Below are 22,096 nucleotides of genomic sequence, written 5' to 3' on the forward strand. Positions count from 1 at the left end.
CGGGTGGCCCGGGGTTCCGCGTCCCGTACGGGCCCGTCAGGCCGTGTCGGCGCGGCGCTGGGTGGCGCGGTCGAGGGTGACGCCGAGCAGGACGATGGCGACGCCGGCCGCGAGGCCGGTGCCCAGTTCGCTCTTCTGGAGGCCGAAGACCACGTCGTAGCCGAGGGCGCCGGAGCCGACGAAGCCGCCGACGATGACCATCGCGAGGACCAGCACCACGCCCTGGTTGAGGGCGAGCATCAGCGCGGGGCGGGCCAGCGGCAGCTGCACCTGGCGGATCTGCTGCAGCGTGCTCGCGCCCAGCGAGCGGGAGGCCTCGAGGGTGCCGGAGTCGACCTGCCGGATGCCCTGCACGGTGATCCGCACGACGGCGGGCAGCGCGTACAGCACGGCCGCGGCGACGGCGGCGGCCCGGCCCACGTTGAACAGGGCGACCACCGGGATCAGGTAGATGAACTGCGGGAGCGTCTGAAGGACGTCGAGCACCGGCCGCAGCGTGCGGTCCACCCAGTCGACCCGGGCGGCCAGGACGCCGATCGCGAAGCCCAGCACCAGGGTGAGGACCACGCCAGCGAGGGCCTGGGAGAGCGTGTCGAGGGACTTGTCCCACACGCCGATGACGCCGATCAGGGCGAGCGAGGCGGCGGCGGTGCACATCGCCTTCCAGCCGCCGGCCAGCAGGCCGAGGACGGCGGCGAGCAGCACCAGCGACCACCACGGCATGGCCTGGAGGCCGTCCCGCAGCGGGGAGAGCACGCCGGTGGTGAAGCCGTCGGCCCACACCCGGGTGCCGCCGACGACCGGGACGCCGGTGGCGAGGTGGGCGGTGAACCACTGGACCGCCTCGTTGACCGGGCGGGCGATCTCCACCACCCAGAGCTCCGGCCACTCCTCGACGAGGAACTTCCGGCCCAGCGGCACGATCACGGCGAAGGCCGCTGCCACCAGGGCCCAGGCGCGCCAGCCGTGCAGCAGGCGGCGCGCGCCGGTCGCCTCGTGGTCGGCGCCCTCGGCGACCCGCTGCCCGGCGACCGCGGTGGTGCGGTCCAGCCAGACGGCGAGCAGCACGATCGGGATGCCCGCCGCCAGGGCGTTGCCGACGTCCACGGTGGACAGCGCGCTGAAGACCTCCTCGCCGAGGCCGCCGGCCCCGACGACCGAGGCGATGGTGACCATGGACAGCGCCATCATGATCGTCTGGTTGAGGCCGAGCAGGATCTCCTTGCGGGCCAGCGGCAGCCGGGCGGTGACCAGCCGCTGCACCGGGCCCGCGCCCAGCGAGCGGACGGCCTCCAGCACGCCCTGGTCGGCGCCGCGCAGCCCGAGCGAGGTGAGGCGGGCCATCGGCGGGACGGCGTAGATGACGGTGGCGATCAGCGCGGCGGGCACGCCGATCTGGAAGAGCAGCACCAGCGGCAGCAGGTAGGCGAACGCCGGCATGATCTGCATGGTGTCCAGCACCGGCCGCAGGACGCGGTCGAAGCGGTCGGAGAGTCCGGCGGCCAGGCCCAGGACGAGGCCGGCCACCACGGAGACGCTCACCGCGACCGCCATGAGCGCCAGCGTCTCCATGGTGGCTTCCCACATGTCGAGGACGCCGCAGACGGCGAAGGCGGCGAGCGCCACGGCCGCGGTGCGCAGTCCGCGCAGACCGGCCCCGCCGATCCGCCAGGCCAGCAGGACGGCGGCGGTGATGACGCCCAGCCAGCCGAGCTGGAGCAGGAAGCCGGTGACGGCGTCGACCGAGATCTCCGCCCAGTTGCTCAGGTGGAGCAGGAAGTAGAGGAAGACCGGGTTGGTCTCGCGGTGGTCGACCACCCAGTTGTAGGCGTCGTCCAGCGGCGTCTTCACGTCGACGGCCAGCTGCTGCGGCCAGCCGCCGCTGCCCCACAGGGCGGCGGCCACGGGAACGAGCACGAGGGCGGCGGCCAGCAGCGGGAGCAGACGGCGCAGGGCGGGCCGTGCGGCGAGCGCGGCGCGCAGCCGGCCCGGGCCGGCCGAGGTCCGAGCCGTGCCGTGCGGGGTGCGGGTGGGCGGCGACGCGGAGTCGGTCCCCCGCCAGGTGGTGGCGCGGGCGCCGGGTCGGGCGCCGGCCGCGGAGGCGCGCCGCTCGGCGCGGGGCGAGTCGGTGGCGGTACTCATGCGCGTCGCCCCCTTCCGCCGGGAGCCGTGCCCCGCGTCCGGGTCACGGGCGGGGGGACGGTCAGGGACGTGGGGGTCGGGGCGGGGTGGCGCATCAGGCGGCCACCTCCTCGCGGCCGGCGCCCAGGCCGGCGATCACCCGGAGCAGCCCGTCCTGGTCGACGACGCCGAGGCAGCGGCCGTTCTCCACGACCCGGGCGGGCGCCCCGGAGCGGGCGACGGCCTCGATGGCCTCGGAGACGGTGGCGGTCGGCGCGACCACCGGCCCGGTGGCGTCCTCCGCCGCGGCGACCGGGCGCATGGCGCGCCGCACGGTCATCACGTGCTCGCGCGGCACGTCGCGGACGAAGTCGCGGACGTAGTCGTCGGCCGGGGAGCCGACGATCTCCTCGGGCGTGCCGATCTGCACGACCTCGCCGTCGCGCATCAGCGCGATGCGGTCGCCGATCCGCAGGGCCTCGCCGAGGTCGTGGGTGATGAAGACCATCGTGCGGCCCTCCTCGCGGTGCAGCCGGATGACCTCCTCCTGCATGTCACGGCGGATCAGCGGGTCGAGGGCGCTGAACGGCTCGTCGAAGAGCAGGACCTCGGGGTCCACGGCGAGCGCGCGGGCCAGGCCGACGCGCTGCTGCTGGCCGCCGGAGAGCTGCCCGGGGCGGCGGTTCTCCAGCCCTTCCAGGCCGACCTTGGCGACCACCTCGAGCGCACGGGCCCGGCGTTCGGCGCGGCCCACGCCCTGGATCTCCAGGCCGTAGGCGACGTTGTCCAGCACGGTGCGGTGCGGCAGCAGGCCGAAGTGCTGGAAGACCATGGAGGCGCGGCGGCGGCGCAGTTCGCGCAGCTTGTCCTTGTCCATGGCGAGCAGGTCGTCGCCGTCGAACTCCAGGGCGCCGGAGGTCGGCTCGATCAGCCGGGTGAGGCAGCGCACCAGGGTGGACTTGCCGGAGCCGGACAGCCCCATCACGACGAAGACCTCGCCCTGGTGGACGTCGAAGGAGACGTCGCGGACGGCGGCGGTGCAGCCGGTGCGCTCGCGCAGCTCGGTCTGCGAGAGCGCGGTCAGCTCCTGGTCGCCCGGCACGCGCTCGGCCTTCGGGCCGAACACCTTCCACAGGTTGCGGACCGAGAAGACGGGCGCGGCGGCCGTGGACCGGTCGTTGCTCATGCTGATGGACTCCGTCCGCCCTGTGGGCTCCGTGGGTTCCGTGCGGTGGGGGTGCTCCGTGCGGTTCATGCGCTCCGTGTTCGTCAGGTCGTTGGTCAGGTCGTTGGTCAGGTCGCTCGCCGGATCGCTCATCGGGTCGTTCGCCGGGGCGTTCACCGGGTCCCGCCTCCGACCAGTTCGGCGGCCTTCTCGCCGACCATGAGGACGCCGATCATCGGGTTGACGGCGGTCATGGTCGGGAAGACCGAGGCGTCTGCGACGCGCAGGCCACGCAGGCCGCGCACCCGCAGCTCGGGGTCGACGACGGCCATGGGGTCGTCGGCGGCGCCCATCCGGCAGGTGCCGGCCGGGTGGTAGACGGTGTGGGCGACCTTGCGGGCGTACTCGCTCAGGTCCTCGTCGGAGGTGACCTCCGGGCCCGGGCAGACCTCGCGCTTCAGCCAGCCGGCCAGCGGCTCGGTCCGCGCGATCTCGCGGGCCAGCTTGATGCCGTCGACCAGGGTGCGGGCGTCGTAGTCGTCCTCGTCGGTGAAGTACCGGAAGTCCAGGGCCGGTTTGACCTCGGGGTCGGCGCTGGTCAGGTAGAGACGGCCGCGGCTGCGCGGCTTGGGGATGTTGGGTGTCATCGACACGCCGTGCTCGGGCCGGCGGTAGCCCAGCCGCTCGGGGTTGTCGGTGAACGGCACCTGGTAGAAGTGGAACATCAGGTCCGGGCCCGCGTGCTCGGGATCGCGGCGGACGAACAGCCCGGCGTCGGAGTCCATCGCGGAGTTCTCCGGGATCGGCCCGTCGGTCTCCCAGACGATCACCGATTCGGGGTGGTCGAGGAGGTTCTCCCCCACGCCCGGCAGGTCCCGCACGACCGGGATGCCCAGCGCCTCCAGGTCCTCGCGCGGGCCGATGCCGGAGTGCATCAGCAGCCGCGGCGTGTCGACCGCGCCGGCGCACAGTACGACCTCACGGCGGGCCCGCACCAGGTGCTCCTCGCCGTCCTTGGTGCGCACGTGGACGCCGTCGGCGCGGTCGCCCTCCAGGTGGAGCCGGTAGGCCCAGGTCTCCAGCCACAGGTGCAGGTTGGTCCGCTCGTCCATGACCGGGTGGAGGTAGGCGACCGAGGCGGAGGAGCGCTTGTTGTCCTCCGGGTGGTAGGCCAGGTCGAAGAAGCCGACGCCGTCCGCGAACGGCTTTTGGTTGAAGCCCTCGACGCGCGGCACGCCGGTCGCCTTCTGCGCGGCGTCCACGAAGTCGCGGGCGATGGCGTTCCGGTCCTTCTCGTCGACCGGGACGATGTTGTTCTCCAGGCGGGCGAAGTAGGCCTCCATGGCCACCGCGTTCCACCCCCTGGCGCCGGCCTGCTCCCACTCGTCCCAGTCGGAGGGCAGCGGCTTGAAGGAGATCAGCGTGTTGTGCGAGGAGCAGCCGCCGAGCACCTTGGCGCGGCTGTGCCGGATGTGGGAGTTGCCGCGGGGCTGCTCGACGGTCGGGTAGTCGTAGTCGAGGTCGCCGCCGAGCAGGCCCATCCAGCGGCGCAGCGTCAGCACGTCCTCACGGTCGCGGTCGCTGGGTCCGCCCTCGATGACGGCGACGGTGACGTCGGGGTTCTCGGTGAGCCGGGCGGCGATCACCGAGCCGGCGGTGCCGCCGCCGACCACCACGTAGTCGTACTCGGTGGGGCGCGGCGCGGCGGGATCGTGCGGGGTGGTGCGGGAGGTGGTCATGGGGAGGAGGTCCTCCTGAAACTTGGGTGAACGAAGCCGGGCACGCCGACGCGAGGTGCGTCGGCCCCCGGGTGGGGTGACTGGGGAAGGGGAGCGGTCAGCCCGCGAACCAGCGGACCGGGCGGGGCGCCAGGTTCTGGTAGACGTGCTTGGCCTCGCGGTACTCGGCGAGCCCGGCGGGGCCCAGCTCGCGGCCGACGCCGCTCCTGCCGAAGCCGCCCCACTCCGCCTGCGGCAGGTAGGGGTGGAAGTCGTTGATCCAGACGGTGCCGTGACGCAGCCGCCCGGCGACCCGCCGGGCGCGGCCCGCGTCGGCGGTCCAGACGGCGCCGGCCAGCCCGTACTCGGTGTCGTTGGCGAGCGCGACGGCCTCGTCCTCGGTGCGGAAGGTCTCCACGGTGAGGACCGGGCCGAAGACCTCCTCGCGGACCACGCGCATGGAGCGGTGGCAGTCGTCGAGGACGGTCGGGAGGTAGTAGTAGCCGCCCTCGGGGCGCTCCTCGGAGGGCTCGGGGCGTCGGCCGCCCGCGCGCAGCACGGCGCCCTCGGCGAGCGCGGAGGCCACGTACTCCTCGGTCCTCGCGCGCTGCTGCTCGGAGACCATGGGGCCCGTCTCGACGCCCTCCGCGGTGCCGCGTCCGACCCTGATCCGTGCGGCGCGGGCGGCCAGTTCGGCGACGAAGCGCTCCTTGACCGTCTCCTCGACGATCAGCCGGCCGCCGGCCGAACAGACCTGGCCGCTGTGGATGAACGCGGCGTTGAGGGCCTGGTCGACGGCCGTGTCGAAGCCCTCCTCGGTGGCGCAGGCGTCGGCGAAGACCACGTTCGGGTTCTTGCCGCCGAGTTCCAGCGCGACCTTCTTGGCGGTCTCCGCGGCGGCCCGCGCCACCTTGGTCCCGCTGACCGTTCCGCCGGTGAAGGAGACCAGGGCGACGTCCGGGTGCTCGGAGAGCCGGGCGCCCACGGTGTGGCCGGGGCCGGTGACGATGTTGGCGACCCCGGCGGGCAGTCCGGCCTCGGTGAGCAGACGGATCAGCGCGACGGTGGAGAGCGGGGTGATCTCACTGGGCTTGACCACGAAGGTGTTGCCCGCCGCCAGGGCGGGGGCGATCTTCCAGGAGGCCTGGAGCAGCGGGTAGTTCCAGGGCGTGATCAGTGCGCAGACGCCGACCGGCTCGTGCACGACCACGCTGTGGATCTCGTCGCTGCCCGCGTCGACCACCCGGCCGGGAGCCTCGGCGGCGACCAGGTCCGCGAAGTAGCGGAACGCGTCGGCCACGCAGTCGATGTCGACGCGGCCTTCCTCGAGCGTCTTGCCCGCGTCCCGGGCCTCGAGCCGGCCGAGTTCCTCGCGGTCGCGCCGCAGCAGGTCCGCGGTGCGCCGGAGCACGTCGGCGCGCTCACGTGCCGGGGTGCGCGGCCAGGCGCCCTGTCCGCCGTCGAACGCGCGGCGCGCGGCCTCCACCGCGACGTCCACGTCCTTCTCGTCGCCCTCGGCTACCTGGGCGAAGGGCTCGCCGTCCGCCGGGTCGAGGACTTCCCGCATCGCCCCCGTGATCGCGTCGCGCCATTCTCCCCCCGCGTGAATGGTGCGACGTTCCTGTTCCTGGCCTTCGATTCTGCCGTCCATGGTGCGTTGTTGCCTTCCGTTGCTATGCCATGCCGCCGAGTCACCACGGTGTGACTCCTGGAGACCGGCTGCGCCTGCCCGGGCGGCGGGGGCGCATGCGAAACGGCGGGGGAAAGTGGAATGAGTCACCGAATCCGGTGGGCATTCCGGGCATACCCGTGGCAATTATTAGGTGTGCATGACAAACCGGGGGTGGGGGGCAGGGTTCTCCGGGCACGCGAAAGGGGCGGTTCCCTGTTGCGGGGAACCGCCCCTTCATGTGGTCGCTGTGAACGCTCGCTGGTCAGGACCTGCGCTCACCCCGGCGGAGCCGGGTCACCCGGCCCGTGGGTCAGGCGGTCTTGCGCTTGCGCAGCACCAGCATGGTGACGCCACCGACGACCACCAGCGCGACGGCGACACCGGCGATCACCGGGGTGGCGCTGTTGCTGCCGGTCTCGGCCAGGTTGCTGTCGGCGGAGTCGCCCTTGTCGCCGGCCGGGCTCGGCGCGGCCGAGGGCTCCGGGCTGGCGGAGCCGCCCTCGCTGGCGGTCTGGCAGTCCAGGACACCGGTGAAGGTCTGGTCGAGACCGTTCGGGCCGGTGACGGCGATGCTGTACTCGGCGTCCTCCTTCACCGGAACGGTGACGGTGACGTCCTTGCCGGCCTCGACGGTGTGCTTCTCGCCGCCGATGGAGACCTCGCCCGCCTCGTCACCGGTGTTGGTGACCTTGACGTCGACGCCGCCCTTGGCGCAGTTCTTCACGGCCTCGGCCGCGAGCACGGCGCCCACGGTCTGCTTGTCGTCCCAGGAGGCGGTGAAGGAGGACGCGACCTTGTTCTCCGAGGAGCCCGCGAGGATCTGCGTCTGGGTCTTCACGCCCACGCCGGTGAAGGCGCGGCCGACCGAGAGCTGCGCGGAGCCCTCGACGGTCACCTGCGCGGTACCGGCCGCGGTGCCCTTCGGGACGTCGACGTAGAGCTCGGTGCCGTCGGACGCGCTGGTGATCGCGTTGCCCGAGGCGTCGACGACCTTGACGCCGGCGCCCTCGACCTTGACGGCCGCGCTGCCCGCGTTGGTGTCCACGGTGACCGGGCCGAGCTTGTCGCCGGCCTGGCCCGCCACGGCGTTGGAGCTGAGCGACAGCGAGACGCCGGGCTCCTGGAGGGACTGGGCGGCCTTCTCCAGGTAGTCGGCCAGCTGCTCGGCCTCGGCGTCCTTGGCCTCCGCCTTGACGTGGTCCGAGTAGCGCCAGATGGCGACCTGGGTGCCGACGGCGGCGTCGTTCTTGGTGAACTCGCCCGTGATGCCGGCGGACTTGGCCAGCGCGGCCACGTCACCGACCTGCGGGAAGGAGTTCTTCAGGATCCAGTGGATCTTGCCCGCGTCCTGGTTGGCGTGCAGCGAGGACTGGGCCCAGGCGACTTCCTGGTACTGCGCGTTGGTCTTGGTGGGCGTGTGGGCGTCGATGCAGTAGCTCTGCAGCGTGCCACCACCCTGCACGTCCATGGTGAACAGGCCGGCGCTGACGTTCTTGCCGTCGATGGTGGCGCCACCGCTGAACGAGAGGCCGGGCTTCAGCGTCGCCAGCGTGCCGCCGGCGGTGGTCTGGCCGTCGGCGGCGGCGAGGCCGGCCGTGGCCAGGGAGCCGCCGACACTCAGGCCTGCGACGAGGATCGCGGCGGACAGCCGCGCGGTGGCACGTCTCCGTACACGGAACATACGTTTCCCCTCCGGGCATGGCGGCGTCACGTCGCGTCGGGGCAACGAGAGACTGACGGAAGGCGCACACCAGCCCGCGAAATCTGCAACTCCCCGCAACATGGGGGTGCTTGTGAGCGGCCGCGAACGCGGCCGAGTGCCACATGATAATCACACGTCGGAACCTGTGGTTCCTACGGGACGCAAAATCCCTGCCGTGACCGCCCGTTGTCCGAGTTGCGCACGGTACGGCCCGGTTCAGTCCACTGCGAAGTGCGCCAGGGCGACCGCGAGTTGCTCCTCCTGCACCGGCCACTCGTCGGCCGGGCCGGCGACCAGCACGGCGTACATCGTCCCGTCCCCGGCGGTGAAGACGCAGTCCACGACCTGCTTGCGGAAGCCGAGTTCCTCGCTGTCGTACGCGTAGACCAGCTCCGCGGCGTCCGTCCCCACGGCGTCCGAGGCGCCCTCGGGGCGGCCCGTCCCCTCGAGGGAGATCTCCTGGTAGCCGGGCTGGGCGTCCAGGTGCTCCGAGGCCGCCTCCAGCGACCTCCGCGGCGTGATCCCGGGCTCGGTCACCTCGAAGACCTGGATCAGGGAGCCGTCGTTCCCCGGCGTGTAGAAGACGCCGCTGTCCCGCTCGTCGCGCGTCCAGTCCTCGGGCACCGCCAGGGCGAAGCCGGCCGGGTCCTCCACGAGGCGGTAGCCGTCGGGCGCCCCGCTCGCCTCCGGGGAGGGAGACTCCTCCGGCGTGGCGGCCGGTTCGGGTGCGGCGGCGGTGCCGTCGGTGCTCCCCGGCTCCGCGGCCGCGCCGGTCGCCCGCGCGGACCCGGCGGCGGGGGCGGCCTCGTCGTCACGGACCAGGTGCCATCCGAGCGCCGCCCCGGCCAGCGCGCCGACGACCAGGACCGGGACGGCCACCCGCAGCATCCGCCGGCGGCCGCCGGGCGGCGCGCCGACGCCGGGAGCCCCGTCGCCGGGCGCGCCCGGCATGCCGTGAGCGGGCGGATGGGGCGTGCCGTCGCCGGGCGGACCCGGCAGGACGACGGTCGGCGAGAAGGCGGAGGGCAGCGGCAACGGCGGGCCGGGCGCGTCCGGCGGGGCGGCCGGCGTCGGCGGCGTCCGCGTGAAGGCGACCGGCGCGCCGGGCGCCACGGGCGGGGCGCCAGGGTGCGCGGGTGCGTTCCCGTCGGCCGGTGGCGCGGGCGGCACCGGCGGCGTGGGCGGCTTCGGCAGCAGCGTCGTCGTCGACAGGGGAGACGTCGACGGCGGAGACGGGTGGGGCGAGGGGAGCGGCGGGGACGACACCGTCGCCCGGCCCGCGCCGTCGCCGGGGTACTCCCACCGTTGCGCGTCCTCGTTCCAGCGCTGCGCGGCGCCTGTCCCTGCGGGTCTCATGACGCCCCGCCCACCCCCAGCATCGCGGCCACCGTGGCGGCGGCCGAGATCCAGCTGGTGATGCCCTCGGCCGACTCCAGGCGCTCGCGCAGCCGGGCCCGGCGGCCCTCACCGGCCCGGCCGGTGCGGGTGATCTCGTCCTCGGCCTCGTCGATGGCCTCGTTGATCCCGGTGACCGCCGGCGACTGGGGACGGCCGGTCAGCTCGGCCCTCAGCTCCCGCAGCGCCTCCAGGAGTTCCTGGTCCTGGACCTCCTCGCGGCCCGCCGCGTGGTGGTGGGACTCGGCGTGGGCGTGGCTGCCGACGGCGAAGGTGCTTCTGGTGACCTTGCCGAACCGGACGGTGGGCTCGTCACTGCTCATGACCCTGGGATCCCTTCTGCGCCGCCTTCCCGCCGGAGACGGCGGGGGCGCTGGTCGAGGCGGAGGCGGAGGCGGGGGCGCCGGCCGAGGTGGTGGAGGACGCGGTGGCGTGCTCGCCGACGGCGAAGGTGCTGCCCTCGACGCTGTCGATGTGCACGCCCCCGTTGCTGACGTTGACGATCTGCTGGACGAACTCGTCGGTCTGGTAACCGCCGTCCGCCAGGGCCTGCCGCACGCCGTGGGCCACCCGGTCCTGCACGGCCTTCAGGTACCGCGCGGCGTCCATCCGCTGGAAGAGCGAACCGTCGTCCGCGGCGCCCAGCTCCCGCACCGAGCGCGCGGGCCCCTCGGCGAGGGCGGCCGCGTTGCCCCCGGTCGCCAGCGCCCAGCTGTCGGCGAGGTACTTGCCCACGACGATCAGCGAACGGACCAGGGAGCTCGGCACCCGTGCCATCGCCCAGGCCGCCTTCGCCAACAGGTTGCTCGACAGCAGCCGGTGCGCGGCGCGGTCGACGTCCTGGAAGTCCTGGCGCACCGGCGCGAGGACGTGCGGGGCGACCTCGAGCATGAGGATCTTGCCCTGGGTGTGCACCCGCACGAAGACGGTGACGACCAGTTCCTCCTCCCAGCCGCCGACCCGGATCCGCAGGAAGTGGCGCCGCCGTTCGGCGCCCTCCTCCACGGATCCTTCGATGTGCTCGGCGAGCGAGGCGTCGCCGTAGGGCGCGTCGTCCCGGCGGCGCAGCCCTTCGGCAGGGAGGAAGACGCACTCGTCGACCTCCAGGCCGCGCAGCCGGTCACGGCCGGGACGCCCGCCCTGCGGCGGCCTGCGCAGCTCCTCCAGCAGCGGCCGCACCCGGTCGAGCACCACCCGGTTGCTGATCGGCGCGGGCTTGCTCGTCCGGTCGGCCGGGCGCAGTTCGACGGCGAGGATCCAGGTGTCGACCGGCGTGCCCGCGCCGCAGAACGGCCGGGCCACGTTGTACATGACCAGGTTCTGGTGCTGTTCGCGCCGGATGCGGCCCATCAGCCGCTGGAACCGCGGCCCTTGCGGGAGCTCGGCGGGGTCGGTGGCCGCGTCGGGGAACCGGGCGGGCGAGAGCTCGTTGGTCACCGCGCGCGCGAACCGGCCGCGCTGGGCCGCCGCGCACAGCGCGAGGCCGGCGAAGACGACGATCAGCAGCCAGGCCTGCGCCGCGGTGCCGGACGACGAGCCGGTGCCGGTGAGGAACCCGGCCACGCCGTCGAAGTCGACCGGGGCGTCCGTGGAGCCGTAGCCGTAGCCGCCGTAACCGGACTCCCCGTACGAGGAGTCGCCGTAGCCCGGTCCGCTGTCCTCCTCACCGAGGCCGAACGCCGCGCCGAGGGTGTTCCAGCCGAACAGGACCAGGAGCAGCCGTCCCCACCAGCGCATCCAGAACGCCGGGATCCGCCGGTACAGCGGCGCGGTCCGGTCCTCGCCGCGCAGCCGGGCGGCCAGGGCCAGCAGCACGCTGGGGACGAGGAAGACGACGAGCATGCCCTGGGTGGCGAGCATGCCCAGGGCCCACAGGGCGGTGATGCCCAGCGCCCAGGCCAGCTCGACGCGGCGGGCACGCAGGGCGTGTGCCAGCACCCGGGCGGCGTCGAACCCGAGCGAGGGCGCGGCCACCCGCTGTTCGTTGAGCCACAGCTCCTCGATCACCCGGTCGCGGTAGCGGGAGTCCAGGTAGGCGCCCGCGCACAGCAGCCGTCCGGCCTCGCTCGCGTGGGCGGCACCGCGACCGGCGTCACGGGTTCGGGAGGGGGCTGCGGAAGGCCCGTGTCGGAGGGCTGCTGAGGAAGGCCCGGCCCGGTGGGCTGCTGCGGGACTGACGGGACGGTCAAGCGGATCCCCCGATACGCGAACACGCTTGCCACGCGCGGTAGTTGAAGCGCACGGCAGTTGAGGCGTGAAATCTAGGCGACGGGAGTGACAGGTGCAACCGGGAAAGGTCACGCAGCGATCAGGACCGGTCACCGGACGCACGACCGCCCCGGCGGCCCGTGAAGGGCGGCCGGGGCGGTCGGGGAGTGCTCCGCGAGGGGGTCGGGGAATGCTGCTCCGCGTGGCTCGGGCTCAGATGAGGCCGAGGGAACGCACGGCCTCGCGCTCCTCGGAGAGCTCGGCGACGGAGGCGTCGATCTTCGCGCGGGAGAACTCGTTGATGTCCAGGCCCTGGACGATCTCGTACTTGCCGTCCTTGCAGGTGACCGGGAAGGAGGAGATCAGGCCCTCCGGGACGCCGTAGGAGCCGTCCGACGGGATCGCCATGGAGGTCCAGTTGCCCTCCTCGGTGCCGTTGACCCAGGTGTGGACGTGGTCGATGGCGGCGTTGGCCGCGGAGGCGGCGGAGGACGCGCCACGGGCCTCGATGATCGCGGCGCCGCGCTTGGCGACGGTCGGGATGAACTCCTCGGCCAGCCACTTCTCGTCGTTCACGACCTCGACGGCGCTCTTGCCGCCGATGGTGGCGTGGTAGATGTCGGAGTACTGGGTGGCGGAGTGGTTGCCCCAGATGGTCAGGCGCTTGATGTCGGAGACCGAGGTGCCGGTCTTCTTCGCCAGCTGGGTCAGCGCGCGGTTGTGGTCCAGGCGGGTCATCGCGGTGAAGCGCTCGGCCGGGACGTCCGGGGCCGAGGCCTGGGCGATCAGGGCGTTGGTGTTGGCCGGGTTGCCGACCACCAGGACGCGGATGTCGTCGGCCGCGTTGTCGTTGATGGCCTTGCCCTGCGGCTTGAAGATGCCGCCGTTGGCCTCGAGGAGGTCACCGCGCTCCATGCCCTTGGTGCGCGGGCGGGCGCCGACCAGCAGGGCGACGTTGGAGCCGTCGAAGGCGACGTTCGGGTCGTCGGTGATCTCGATGCCCTGGAGCAGCGGGAAGGCGCAGTCGTCGAGCTCCATGGCGGTGCCCTCGGCGGCCTTGAGCGCGGGGGTGATCTCCAGCAGGCGCAGCTTGACCGGCACGTCCGCGCCGAGCAGCTGGCCGGAGGCGATGCGGAAGAGCAGGGCGTAACCGATCTGGCCGGCCGCGCCGGTGACGGTGACGTTCACGGGAGTGCGGGTCATGGCGTTCTCCGTAGGACAGCAGGCGGTGGGGCGGTCCGCCCCGGGGTGCGGGATCCCCGGCGCCTGTCGCGAGGCGGCTCCCGGACGGTCGGCCCGGCTGCCCACCATGATGATCGATCGACCATACAAATGATCGATCTCTTGGCGTCAAGAGATCCGGGCGTCAGGCTATCGCGCCTCCGCCGCCCCGTTATGGACGGGTGACTGTGGCCCGGACCACAGGCCGTCCGGCGGTGCGATGCTCCGCGCGGGCGCACCACGGGCCGTACGTGCCCGGCGCGAGGGCGATCCGCGAGGCGCCGCCTCGCCGGGCACGCATCCCGTGGGGGGATCTGGCTTGCCTTCCCCCACCGGACGAGGTTATGCGCGCGGCGCGCCGACGTGAGCCGAACGGGTCAACCCGTGCACGCGGTACGCCCCTTGGCGGGGGTGATGCAGGCCTTCGCGTCCTGTGCGCGCCGCACCGCCACCATCGGCGTGTACGCGTCCGGATCCTGGCCGACCTCCGTCCTCCGCTCCCGGGCGCGGGCGCCCTCGGCGCCGATCGTCACGGCGTCCCCCGTCGCGGCGCCCGTGACGCGGGCCCAGGCCGCGCCGCACACCTCGCTGAACCGCACCTCCAGCACGGCGGCGCCCACCGTGATGCTCCGGCCGGTCGTCGCACGCTGCCCGCCGCAGCCCATGGCCTCCGGGTCCTCACCCGCGCATCCCGCACCCTGGCACCGCACCCCGTCGGGCAGCGACGCCTCCCCGCCGGCCGGGGCGGACGAGCTCCCGTGATCGGCTGCCCTGGCCTCGTCCTCGGGGTCCGCCTGGGTGAGGAAGACCGCCGCCCCGACGATCAGCAGCGCGCCGACCGTCCCGGCGAGGAAGGTCACCGCGCGGTTCGCCCGGCCGGGAGCGCGGGGGGCACCCGTGTCGCCGGTTCCGGTTCCGGTGCCGGCACCGGCGGTGGACGTGGGCGCGGGCGCGGGCGGGGGCGGCGCCTCGGCGACGGGGGTGGTGGTGCCCACGGCTGCCGGGGTGCCCGCGGATGCCGGGGTGGACGTCCGCGCCTGGGCGGCCGCGGCGCCCGGGAGGTCGGGCGCCGCGGCGCCCGGGGCGTCGTACAGCTCGTGCGAGGCGGCGCTCGGCGCGGGGGCCCCCGTGGACGGCGGGGCGGCGGCGGAGTCCGGCGTGGTGACCGGGCCGGCGGAGGCGGTCGCGGGAGGCCGCGCGGCCGGGCCCGCGAACTGGTCCAGCCCCTCGCGGGCCTGGGCGATCCGCATCGCCTCGATGGTCAGGTCGTGCCGCATCTCCGCGCGGCTCCACGACCGCTCCGCCAGTTCCCACAGCGTGGTGAGGTGCAGCGGGTTGACGCCGGTGACCTCGGCGAGGGCGATCACCGCACCCTTCGGCGGCAGCAGCCGTCCGTTGAGGTAGCGCTCCCAGGACGTCCTGCTGTACCCGGTGCTGTCGGCGACCGCCGCGATACCCGGTCCGCCGCGGTCCACCAGCATGCGCAACGCGGCCGTGAGCTCCCTGACCTCGGGATCGAGCTCCTCCGGCAACGCCTTCCAACGCGGCATGGTTCCCCCCTCTGCCCGAGCGTCCGGCCCCCTGCCGCGTGCCTCCCCCGCACACGGCATTTCCGGACGTCCCGACCACGTTAGCCCGATACGAGGCGTTGTGGGAGAACACCTCCCGTACCCGGCACCGGCGCGCGGGAGCGCGCGGGGTGGGGCGGGAGCGGAGGGGCGCGAGGGGCGCGAGGGGCGGGGAGCCGGGCGGGCGGCCCCCCGCGGTCAGCCCTCGTCGACGGTGAAGTGCAGCAGGTCCTTCAGGAAGGGAATCTCCAGCCCCTCCGGCTCGACCATCAGCGCGAGCAGCACGATGACGACGCCCAGCAGCCCGTACGTCACCACGTCGGTGAACCGCGAACGCACCGCCAGGATGCCGACGTTCGGCACCGTCCAGCGCAGCGCCGCGCCCAGCAGGAGCCCGCAGCCGATCACCACGGTCCCGGCCCGGAACAGGCCGAAGGCGGTGATCAGCAGCCCGATCGCGGCCACCGTGCTGACCAGCAGGATCGGCCACTGCCGGGCCGGCGCCGGCGCGTCCTTGGGCGCGGCGCGGCCGCCGCCCTCGGGTCGCGCCGTGTCCCGGGTGAACAGCGGGAACCGGCGGGTGACCCGCCGCGGACGCCCCTGCGCGTCGGGCGCGCTGACCGCGTCCCGCACCACGGGAGGCCCGGCGGGGTCCCCTGCACGGGGCCCTTCGGCGTCGTCCCGCGGCCCGGCGCCGTCGGAGGCCTCGGCGGACTCCCCCGGCTCGGCGGCGTCGGGGACATCCCCGGAGCCCCGCGCCTCCGCGGCGCCGGAGTCCCGCGCCTCCGCGGCGTCCGCGGCTTCGGTGGCGTCCGCGGCTTCGGTGGCGTCGGACACCTTCGCGGCGTCAGGCGCCGCCGGGGCGCCAGGCGCCCCCGCGGAGGCCGCGGTCGAGGCCGAAGCCCTCGGGGTGTCCCGCGTCTGCCGGGTGTCCGGGGAGGGCGAACCGTCCGGCACTCGGTCCGCGTCCGTCGCCCCGTGCCCGCCCCGCGACTCAGCCGGCACGGCGCTCCGCCGCCTCGACCACGTTGACCAGCAGCAGCGCCCGGGTCATGGGGCCCACGCCGCCCGGGTTGGGGGACAGGAAGCCGGCCACCTCGGCCACGTCCGGGTGGACGTCGCCGACGATCTTGCCCTCGTCGTTGCGCGACACGCCGACGTCCAGCACCGCCGCGCCGGGCTTGATGTCCTCGGCGCGGATCAGGTGCGGCGAACCGGCCGCCGCGACGACGATGTCCGCGCGCCGGAGGTGGGCGGCCAGGTCCTTGGTGCCGGTGTGGCACTGGGTGACCGTGGCGTTCTCCGAGCGGCGGGTCAGCAGCAGCGGCATCGGACGGCCGATGGTGACGCCGCGGCCGACCACGACCACCTCGGCGCCCTTGGTCTCCACGCCGTAGCGGCGCAGCAGCGTGAGGATGCCGTTGGGGGTGCAGGGCAGCGGGGCGGGCTCGTTGAGCACCAGGCGGCCCAGGTTCATCGGGTGGAGGCCGTCGGCGTCCTTGTCCGGGTCCATCAGCTCGAGGATGCGGTTCTCGTCGATGCCCTTGGGCAGCGGGAGCTGGACGATGTAGCCCGTGCAGTCCGGGTCCTCGTTCAGCTCGCGGACGACCGCCTCGATCTCCTCCTGGGTGGCCGTGGCGGGCAGCTCGCGCTGGATGGACGCGATGCCGACCTGGGCACAGTCACGGTGCTTGCCGGCGACGTACTTGTGGCTGCCGGGGTCGTCCCCCACCAGCAGGGTGCCGAGACCGGGCGTGACGCCCTTCTCCTTCAGCTTCGCCACACGGGCGGCAAGCTCGGACTTGATCTCGGCCGCGGTGGCCTTGCCATCGAGAATCTGGGCGCTCATGCCTCCATCCTCCCGGATGGACCCGGCCCTGTTCAAAACAGGTCCACGGCCGGCCGGGGCGCGCCGCCGGCCCGCCGGCCCCCCGTCATCCCCAGGTTGCGCTTCCGCAACAGGTCACGCCTGCGGGTGGACAGCACAGAACGGGTGCAGAACGATGAAACGGCAGTGCAGCGGGCAGTACCGGGGGGCCACCGCCACGTGCACCTTCCTCCGCAGACGTTCGCCCGTCGTCGCCCTGTCGAGCGTCGAGTACCCGGAGAAAGGCAACACCCATGAGCTATGGCGATCCCAACAACCCCTACGGCGCGCCGCAGCAGCCGTCGGGCGGCCCCTACGGCCAGCCCCAGCAGCCGGCGGGCAGCCCGTACGGCCAGCCGCAGCAGCCGCAGCCCGGGTACGGCTACCCGCAGCAGGGTCAGCAGCCCGGCATCCCGCCGCAGTCCGGCTACGGCTACCCGGCGGGCGGCCAGGGCGGCTACCAGCAGGGTCCCCCGCCCGCGTCGATGGGCATGCGCTTCCTGGCCCGTCTGATCGACGGCGTGATCATCGGCGTCATCTACGGCATCCTGCTGGGCGTCGGGGTCCTGGGCGCGAGCGACTCGCTCTCGGAGTGCGAGAGCCTCATGGGCACGCCGTCCTACCAGTCCTGCATCGACGATGCCGCGAGCGACATGATGGGCCCGATCTTCGCGGTCATGGGCTTCTTCGTCATCTTCACCCTGCTCTACGAGTGGCTGATGATCGGTCTGGTCGGCGCCACCGTCGGCAAGCTGGCGCTCGGCCTGCGCGTGGTGAAGGCCGACACCGGCCAGAAGCCCGGCCTGGGCTCCTCCTTCATCCGCTGGATCATCCCGACGGTCGGCGCCTTCCTCTGCGGCATCGGCCAGCTGCTGGTGTACCTGTCCCCCTTCTGGGACAACTCCGGCCGCCAGCAGGGCTGGCACGACAAGGCCGCGTCGACCATGGTCCTCGGCAAGCACTGACGGATCCCCGCCCGTACGACGGCGGCGCACCCCGGAGCTCCGGGGTGCGCCGCCGTCGTTCGTTCCGCCTCGCGGCGGCCGGTGGATCCGTCAGTGGAAGAAGTGCCGGGTACCGGTGAAGTACATGGTGACGCCCGCCTTCTGCGCGGCCTCCACCACCAGCTCGTCACGGACCGAACCGCCCGGCTGCACCACGGCCTTGACGCCCGCCGCGGTGAGGATCTCCAGCCCGTCGGGGAACGGGAAGAAGGCGTCGGAAGCGGCGTAGGAGCCACGCGCGCGCTCCTCGCCGGCCCGCTCGACGGCCAGCTTGGCGGAGTCGACGCGGTTGACCTGGCCCATGCCGACGCCGACCGAGGCGCCGTCCTTGGCGAGCAGGATCGCGTTGGACTTCACCGCGCGGCAGGCCTTCCAGGCGAACGCCAGCTCGGCGAGCTCCGCCTCGGACAGCGCCTCGCCGGTGGCCAGGGTCCAGTTGGCCGGGTCGTCGCCGTCGGCCTGGAGCCGGTCGGTGACCTGCAGCAGCGCGCCGCCGTCGATCGGCTTCACCTCGACCGGCGCGGACGGGGCCTCAGGAGCCCGCAGCACGCGGATGTTCTTCTTCCGGGCGAGGATCTCGACGGCGCCGTCCTCGTAGTCCGGCGCGACGACGACCTCGGTGAAGATCTCGGCGACCTGCTCGGCCATCTCCTTCGAGACCGGCCGGTTGACCGCGATGACGCCGCCGAACGCGGAGAGCGGGTCGCAGGCGTGCGCCTTGCGGTGCGCCTCGGCGACGTCGGCGCCCACCGCGATGCCGCAGGGGTTGGCGTGCTTGATGATCGCGACGCAGGGCTCGTCGTGGTCGTACGCGGCACGGCGCGCGGCATCCGTGTCCGTGTAGTTGTTGTACGACATCTCCTTGCCGTGCAGCTGCTCCGCGCCGGCCAGGCCGCCCTCGGCGCCCTCGGAGAGGTAGAGGGCGGCGGGCTGGTGCGGGTTCTCGCCGTAGCGCAGGGTGTGGCTGCGCTGCCAGGTCGCGCCCAGGAAGTCCGGGAACTGCGAGTCGGCGTCCGCCGGGGCGTAGTCGGAGGCGAACCAGGAGGCGACGGCCACGTCGTAGGAGGCGGTGTGCTGGAACGCCTCGGCGGCCAGCCGCTTGCGCGCGGCCAGGTCGAACCCGCCGCCCTTCACCGCGGAGAGCACGTCGGCGTAGCGGGCCGGGCTGGTGACCACGGCGACCGAGGGGTGGTTCTTGGCGGCGGCGCGCACCATGGAGGGGCCGCCGATGTCGATCTGCTCGACGCACTCGTCGGCCGAGGCGCCCGAGGCGACGGTCTCGCGGAACGGGTAGAGGTTGACGACCACCAGGTCGAACGGGGCGACGCCCAGCTCGTCCAGCTGCTGACGGTGGCTCTCCAGCCGCAGGTCGGCCAGGATGCCGGCGTGGACCTTCGGGTGCAGCGTCTTCACGCGCCCGTCCAGGCACTCCGGGAAGCCGGTGAGCTCCTCGACCTTGGTGACGGGGACGCCTGCGGCGGCGATCCGGCCGGCGGTGGAGCCGGTGGAGACCAGCTCGACGCCCGCCTCGTGGAGGCCCTGGGCGAGCTCCTCGAGACCGGTCTTGTCGTAGACGCTGACCAGTGCGCGACGGATGGGCCGCTGGGTCGTGACAGTGCTGTCGGCGGTCACGGGATAACTACCTTTCGTCCCTCAATGCGGTGGCCGTTGCGGGCGATACGCCCCACGACATCGACGAGCAGCCTTCGCTCGACTTCCTTGATGCGCTCGTGCAGAGCGCCTTCGTCGTCCTCGTCCCGGATCTCGACCACGCCCTGGGCGATGATCGGGCCGGTGTCGACGCCGTCGTCGACGAAGTGGACGGTGCATCCGGTGACCTTGGCGCCGTACGCGAGCGCGTCGCGCACGCCATGGGCTCCGGGAAAACTGGGCAGCAGGGCAGGGTGCGTGTTGACGAACCGCCCGCCGAAACGGGCCAGGAACTCCTTGCCCACGATCTTCATGAAGCCGGCCGAGACCACGAGGTCGGGCCGGTGGGCCGCGACGGCCCCGGCGAGCGCCGCGTCCCACTCGTCGCGGGTGGCGTGGTCCTTCACCCGGACGACGAAGGTCGGCAGCCCGGCGCGCTCGGCACGGGCCAGTCCCTCGATCCCGTCACGGTCGGCGCCGACGGCGACGATCTCGGCGCCGTACTCCTCGGTGCCGGTCTCCTCGATCGCGTCGAGGAGTGCCTGGAGGTTCGTACCGGATCCGGACACCAGCACGACGAGGCGCTTGACGCCGGTGGACTCGGGCGCGGGCGGCTGGGCGGCGGCCACGGCGGGGGCCTTTCTCGGGAGAGCGGCGATACCGGCCGGTCGTACGCGCGGCTTTGTGCGGACGTACGAATGCTTCGCGCCCCGGTTTCGGGGAAGTCTACGAAGCGGTCGACCGGCAGCAACGATACCCGGCACTTCGGACGCCCCCACGGGACGGGGGCGGAGCCGGGCGGTACCGTCTGCCGTGTGCGACGCGGCACCGGGCGGGAACGTCCCAGGTGCGCCACACGTTCCGAAGAGGGCAGGGGGCCCGGGCCTGGGGTCGTCCCCGGCGCCGGATGTGCCGCACGGCACATCGGCGACGCCCTTCCCCTCGCTCTTCGGGCGGCGCCGCCAAGACCTCAGGCCGCCCACCGGATCCAGCCGTCCCGCCTCCACCCACCCGAGACCCGAACGCCGCCGCTTCCGCAGACCCGCCGCCGCTCCGCATCCACCGCACCGCCGTTCCGCATCCCGCTCCACCCAGTTCCAGCCAGTTCCAGCCAGTTCCAGCCAAGGGGAAGACGCACACCCGATGCCCGACCGCCGCAGCCCGCGACTCCTCACCCTCGCCACGCGCCTCGCGCCCGGTACGCGAGGGCATGCCTCGCCGGGAGGGGAGCGTGGCGGCGTGCTGCTGCGGAAGCCCTCCGAGTCCGGCTCCCCCGCCCGCGACGACCACCGTGACGCCGACGGCCGCCGGCCGGCCGACGAGGACAACCCGTTCGCGCCGCCGCCGGAGAACCAGCCCTCGCAGGAGGGCCGCTGGAGCGACCGGCAGCCCGAGGGCGGCGGTGGCGGCGGCTGGGCCGGCTGGGGGCAGCGCCCCGAGGGATCCGGCCAGGGGAACCGATCCGGCCAGGGCGGCTCCGGCGACGGACCGGGCGGACCCGGCCTGCGCTGGGACCCCACCGACCCCGCCCAGCGGCGCGCCCGCTACGCGCTGCTCAGCGGCACCTGGGCCCTGATCCTCATGCTCTTCGGGCTGCCGTACGTCGCGCTGCTGCTCGGTGTGCTCGCCCTCTACTGGGGCATCAGCGCCCTGCGCACGCCCTCCCGCCCGCAGGACCCGGACCGCCCGGCGGACGGGGCCGCGGCCACCGCCGCCGGATCCCCGGCGGCCTCGAGCGGGCGCAACCCGCAGCGGCGGGCGGCGATCGTCGGCATCGTCACCGGGTCGATCTCGCTGCTGATGGTGCTGCTGTTCATCCTCGCCCAGCAGGTGTTCCTGCGGGACTTCTACGTCTGCACCGACGACGCGCTCACCCGCGACGCCCGCCAGGCCTGCGAGAGGTACCTCCCCGACAGCGTCCCGGACAACCTCCGCGACAGCCTCACGGCGTCCATGTGAGAAGCGTCCAGGTGAGAAGCGGGAGGCTGACGAGCTGACCAAGGGGCGCCGGCCCACCGGCGCCCCTTCCCCCTTTCCTGGCGCCGATCCCGTTCCTCCTAGCGGGTGGCCGCGGTGACCAGCCCGGCCAGGATCAGCACCCCCAGCACCGCCGTCACGACCGCCGCCGCAGCGGTCCACCACCGGGCCAGCCGCTCCGCGCGGTGCCGGACCACCGGCGGACGCGAGGGCCTGGTCCGGGTCCTGGAGGTCGCCACCTGCGCGGCCTCCGCCATCCGCCGCCGCAGCGTCCCGGGGTCGGCCAGCTCCGGCAGCCGGACCGCGACCGCCTCCCGGGCCCGGCACAGCCGGCTCGCCGTCGCCGCGGTGGAGGCCTCGGTCTCGGCGGCCGTCTCGGGCAGGTCGAGCCCGAGGCCGTCGTAGAGCAGCAGCGTGCGCCGGTGCAGCGGCGGCAGGTCGCGCAAGGCGGCCAGCAGCGCCCGGTCCGCGGGGGCCACCCGCGGACCGGCGAGGGTCCGCTGCCGCCGTCGGCGCCGTCGTCCGGTGCGCCGCCAGGGCGACAACGCGTGGTCGTGGGCCACCGCCCTCACCCAGCCCGGCGGGTCGGGGTCGAGCGCCACCTCCGGCCAGCGGTGCCAGGCGTCCCGGAACGCCCGCTCCACGCACTCCAGCGCGACACCGTGCCTCCCGGTGAGCAGGTACGTCTGCCGGACGAGGGTCGGGGCGCACGACGCGTACAGCGCGTCGAACGCCTCCTCCGGCGTCAGGGACGTCACCTCGTCACCCGTCCGCTCGATAAAACCCATAAGCGCATGATGGGCGACACGTCCCGTATGTGCCTGTTAC

The 22,096-nt window shown here is 73.7% G+C and carries 17 protein-coding genes; 2 read left to right on the forward strand and 15 right to left on the reverse strand.

Features of this window, described 5'->3' with window-relative positions:
• Positions 1 to 36: 36 nt before the first annotated feature.
• From ABT026_RS00175 to ABT026_RS00230, 12 genes are all read right to left on the reverse strand, one after another.
• Positions 37 to 2,142 (reverse strand): ABC transporter permease, encoded by a 2,106-nt coding sequence (locus ABT026_RS00175; RefSeq protein WP_351110501.1) that lies wholly within the window; start codon positions 2,140 to 2,142, stop codon positions 37 to 39.
• Positions 2,143 to 2,236: 94 nt separating this feature from the next.
• Positions 2,237 to 3,307 (reverse strand): quaternary amine ABC transporter ATP-binding protein, encoded by a 1,071-nt coding sequence (locus tag ABT026_RS00180; protein WP_351110995.1) that lies wholly within the window; start codon positions 3,305 to 3,307, stop codon positions 2,237 to 2,239.
• A 152-nt stretch (positions 3,308 to 3,459) separates the two neighbouring features.
• Positions 3,460 to 5,025 (reverse strand): GMC family oxidoreductase, encoded by a 1,566-nt coding sequence (locus tag ABT026_RS00185; protein WP_351110503.1) that lies wholly within the window; start codon positions 5,023 to 5,025, stop codon positions 3,460 to 3,462.
• A 97-nt stretch (positions 5,026 to 5,122) separates the two neighbouring features.
• The gene (locus ABT026_RS00190) at positions 5,123 to 6,655 is read right to left on the reverse strand and encodes an aldehyde dehydrogenase family protein (protein WP_351110505.1); all 1,533 of its coding nucleotides are present in this window, start codon (positions 6,653 to 6,655) and stop codon (positions 5,123 to 5,125) included.
• 331 nt (positions 6,656 to 6,986) lie between these two features.
• Entirely contained in the window at positions 6,987 to 8,357 is a 1,371-nt protein-coding gene (locus ABT026_RS00195) for a thioester domain-containing protein (RefSeq protein ID WP_351110507.1), read from the reverse strand.
• A gap of 237 nt (positions 8,358 to 8,594) precedes the next feature.
• Entirely contained in the window at positions 8,595 to 9,734 is a 1,140-nt protein-coding gene (locus ABT026_RS00200; RefSeq protein ID WP_351110509.1) for a serine/threonine kinase C-terminal domain-containing protein, read from the reverse strand.
• Complete coding sequence (locus ABT026_RS00205; RefSeq protein ID WP_351110511.1) at positions 9,731 to 10,096, reverse strand: hypothetical protein; 366 nt, start codon at positions 10,094 to 10,096, stop codon at positions 9,731 to 9,733. The genes ABT026_RS00200 and ABT026_RS00205 overlap by 4 nt, the downstream gene beginning before the upstream one ends.
• Positions 10,086 to 11,780: an AbeC-like domain-containing protein gene (locus tag ABT026_RS00210; RefSeq protein WP_351110513.1), complete on the reverse strand. Its 1,695-nt coding sequence runs from the start codon at positions 11,778 to 11,780 to the stop codon at positions 10,086 to 10,088. Before ABT026_RS00210 ends, ABT026_RS00205 begins: the two co-directional genes overlap by 11 nt.
• Positions 11,781 to 12,194: 414 nt before the next feature.
• Positions 12,195 to 13,184, reverse strand: a complete 990-nt coding sequence (locus tag ABT026_RS00215) for a malate dehydrogenase (protein WP_351110515.1) — start codon at positions 13,182 to 13,184, stop codon at positions 12,195 to 12,197.
• Positions 13,185 to 13,579: 395 nt separating this feature from the next.
• On the reverse strand, positions 13,580 to 14,752 hold the full coding sequence (locus ABT026_RS00220; RefSeq protein ID WP_351110517.1) for a DUF2690 domain-containing protein: 1,173 nt from the start codon (positions 14,750 to 14,752) through the stop codon (positions 13,580 to 13,582).
• Positions 14,753 to 14,968: 216 nt separating this feature from the next.
• Complete coding sequence (locus ABT026_RS00225) at positions 14,969 to 15,607, reverse strand: DUF3017 domain-containing protein (protein WP_351110519.1); 639 nt, start codon at positions 15,605 to 15,607, stop codon at positions 14,969 to 14,971.
• 157 nt (positions 15,608 to 15,764) lie between these two features.
• Entirely contained in the window at positions 15,765 to 16,619 is an 855-nt protein-coding gene (locus ABT026_RS00230) for a bifunctional methylenetetrahydrofolate dehydrogenase/methenyltetrahydrofolate cyclohydrolase (RefSeq protein WP_351110521.1), read from the reverse strand.
• A gap of 272 nt (positions 16,620 to 16,891) precedes the next feature.
• Here ABT026_RS00230 and ABT026_RS00235 point away from each other — a divergent pair, with 272 nt between their 5' ends.
• Positions 16,892 to 17,602 carry an RDD family protein gene (locus ABT026_RS00235; RefSeq protein WP_351110523.1) on the forward strand — a complete coding sequence of 237 codons (711 nt, stop codon included), beginning with the start codon at positions 16,892 to 16,894 and terminating at the stop codon, positions 17,600 to 17,602.
• 90 nt (positions 17,603 to 17,692) lie between these two features.
• Here the strand turns inward: ABT026_RS00235 and purH are convergent, their stop codons facing one another.
• Positions 17,693 to 19,273: a bifunctional phosphoribosylaminoimidazolecarboxamide formyltransferase/IMP cyclohydrolase gene (purH, locus tag ABT026_RS00240; RefSeq protein ID WP_351110525.1), complete on the reverse strand. Its 1,581-nt coding sequence runs from the start codon at positions 19,271 to 19,273 to the stop codon at positions 17,693 to 17,695.
• Positions 19,270 to 19,920, reverse strand: a complete 651-nt coding sequence (gene purN, locus ABT026_RS00245) for a phosphoribosylglycinamide formyltransferase (protein ID WP_351110527.1) — start codon at positions 19,918 to 19,920, stop codon at positions 19,270 to 19,272. Before purN ends, purH begins: the two co-directional genes overlap by 4 nt.
• Before the next feature lie 610 nt (positions 19,921 to 20,530).
• On the opposite strand from purN, the gene ABT026_RS00250 reads away from it, so the two are divergent.
• On the forward strand, positions 20,531 to 21,250 hold the full coding sequence (locus tag ABT026_RS00250; protein WP_351110529.1) for a hypothetical protein: 720 nt from the start codon (positions 20,531 to 20,533) through the stop codon (positions 21,248 to 21,250).
• 98 nt (positions 21,251 to 21,348) lie between these two features.
• Here the strand turns inward: ABT026_RS00250 and ABT026_RS00255 are convergent, their stop codons facing one another.
• The gene (locus ABT026_RS00255; RefSeq protein ID WP_351110531.1) at positions 21,349 to 22,056 is read right to left on the reverse strand and encodes a sigma factor-like helix-turn-helix DNA-binding protein; all 708 of its coding nucleotides are present in this window, start codon (positions 22,054 to 22,056) and stop codon (positions 21,349 to 21,351) included.
• Between the last annotated feature and the right edge of the window lie 40 nt (positions 22,057 to 22,096).

The organism is Streptomyces sp. NPDC002734 (genome assembly GCF_040295685.1).
In the GTDB taxonomy this organism is placed as follows: domain Bacteria; phylum Actinomycetota; class Actinomycetes; order Streptomycetales; family Streptomycetaceae; genus Streptomyces.

What these genes read in the sequence shown, in the direction of transcription:
- ABT026_RS00175 (WP_351110501.1), bottom strand. Translation starts at nt 2,142, where the DNA reads ATGAGTACCGCCACCGACTCGCCCCGCGCCGAGCGGCGCGCCTCCGCG.
- ABT026_RS00180 (WP_351110995.1), bottom strand. Translation starts at nt 3,307, where the DNA reads ATGAGCAACGACCGGTCCACGGCCGCCGCGCCCGTCTTCTCGGTCCGC.
- ABT026_RS00185 (WP_351110503.1), bottom strand. Translation starts at nt 5,025, where the DNA reads ATGACCACCTCCCGCACCACCCCGCACGATCCCGCCGCGCCGCGCCCC.
- ABT026_RS00190 (WP_351110505.1), bottom strand. Translation starts at nt 6,655, where the DNA reads ATGGACGGCAGAATCGAAGGCCAGGAACAGGAACGTCGCACCATTCAC.
- ABT026_RS00195 (WP_351110507.1), bottom strand. Translation starts at nt 8,357, where the DNA reads ATGTTCCGTGTACGGAGACGTGCCACCGCGCGGCTGTCCGCCGCGATC.
- ABT026_RS00200 (WP_351110509.1), bottom strand. Translation starts at nt 9,734, where the DNA reads ATGAGACCCGCAGGGACAGGCGCCGCGCAGCGCTGGAACGAGGACGCG.
- ABT026_RS00205 (WP_351110511.1), bottom strand. Translation starts at nt 10,096, where the DNA reads ATGAGCAGTGACGAGCCCACCGTCCGGTTCGGCAAGGTCACCAGAAGC.
- ABT026_RS00215 (WP_351110515.1), bottom strand. Translation starts at nt 13,184, where the DNA reads ATGACCCGCACTCCCGTGAACGTCACCGTCACCGGCGCGGCCGGCCAG.
- ABT026_RS00220 (WP_351110517.1), bottom strand. Translation starts at nt 14,752, where the DNA reads ATGCCGCGTTGGAAGGCGTTGCCGGAGGAGCTCGATCCCGAGGTCAGG.
- ABT026_RS00230 (WP_351110521.1), bottom strand. Translation starts at nt 16,619, where the DNA reads ATGAGCGCCCAGATTCTCGATGGCAAGGCCACCGCGGCCGAGATCAAG.
- ABT026_RS00235 (WP_351110523.1), top strand. Translation starts at nt 16,892, where the DNA reads ATGAGCTATGGCGATCCCAACAACCCCTACGGCGCGCCGCAGCAGCCG.
- ABT026_RS00255 (WP_351110531.1), bottom strand. Translation starts at nt 22,056, where the DNA reads ATGGGTTTTATCGAGCGGACGGGTGACGAGGTGACGTCCCTGACGCCG.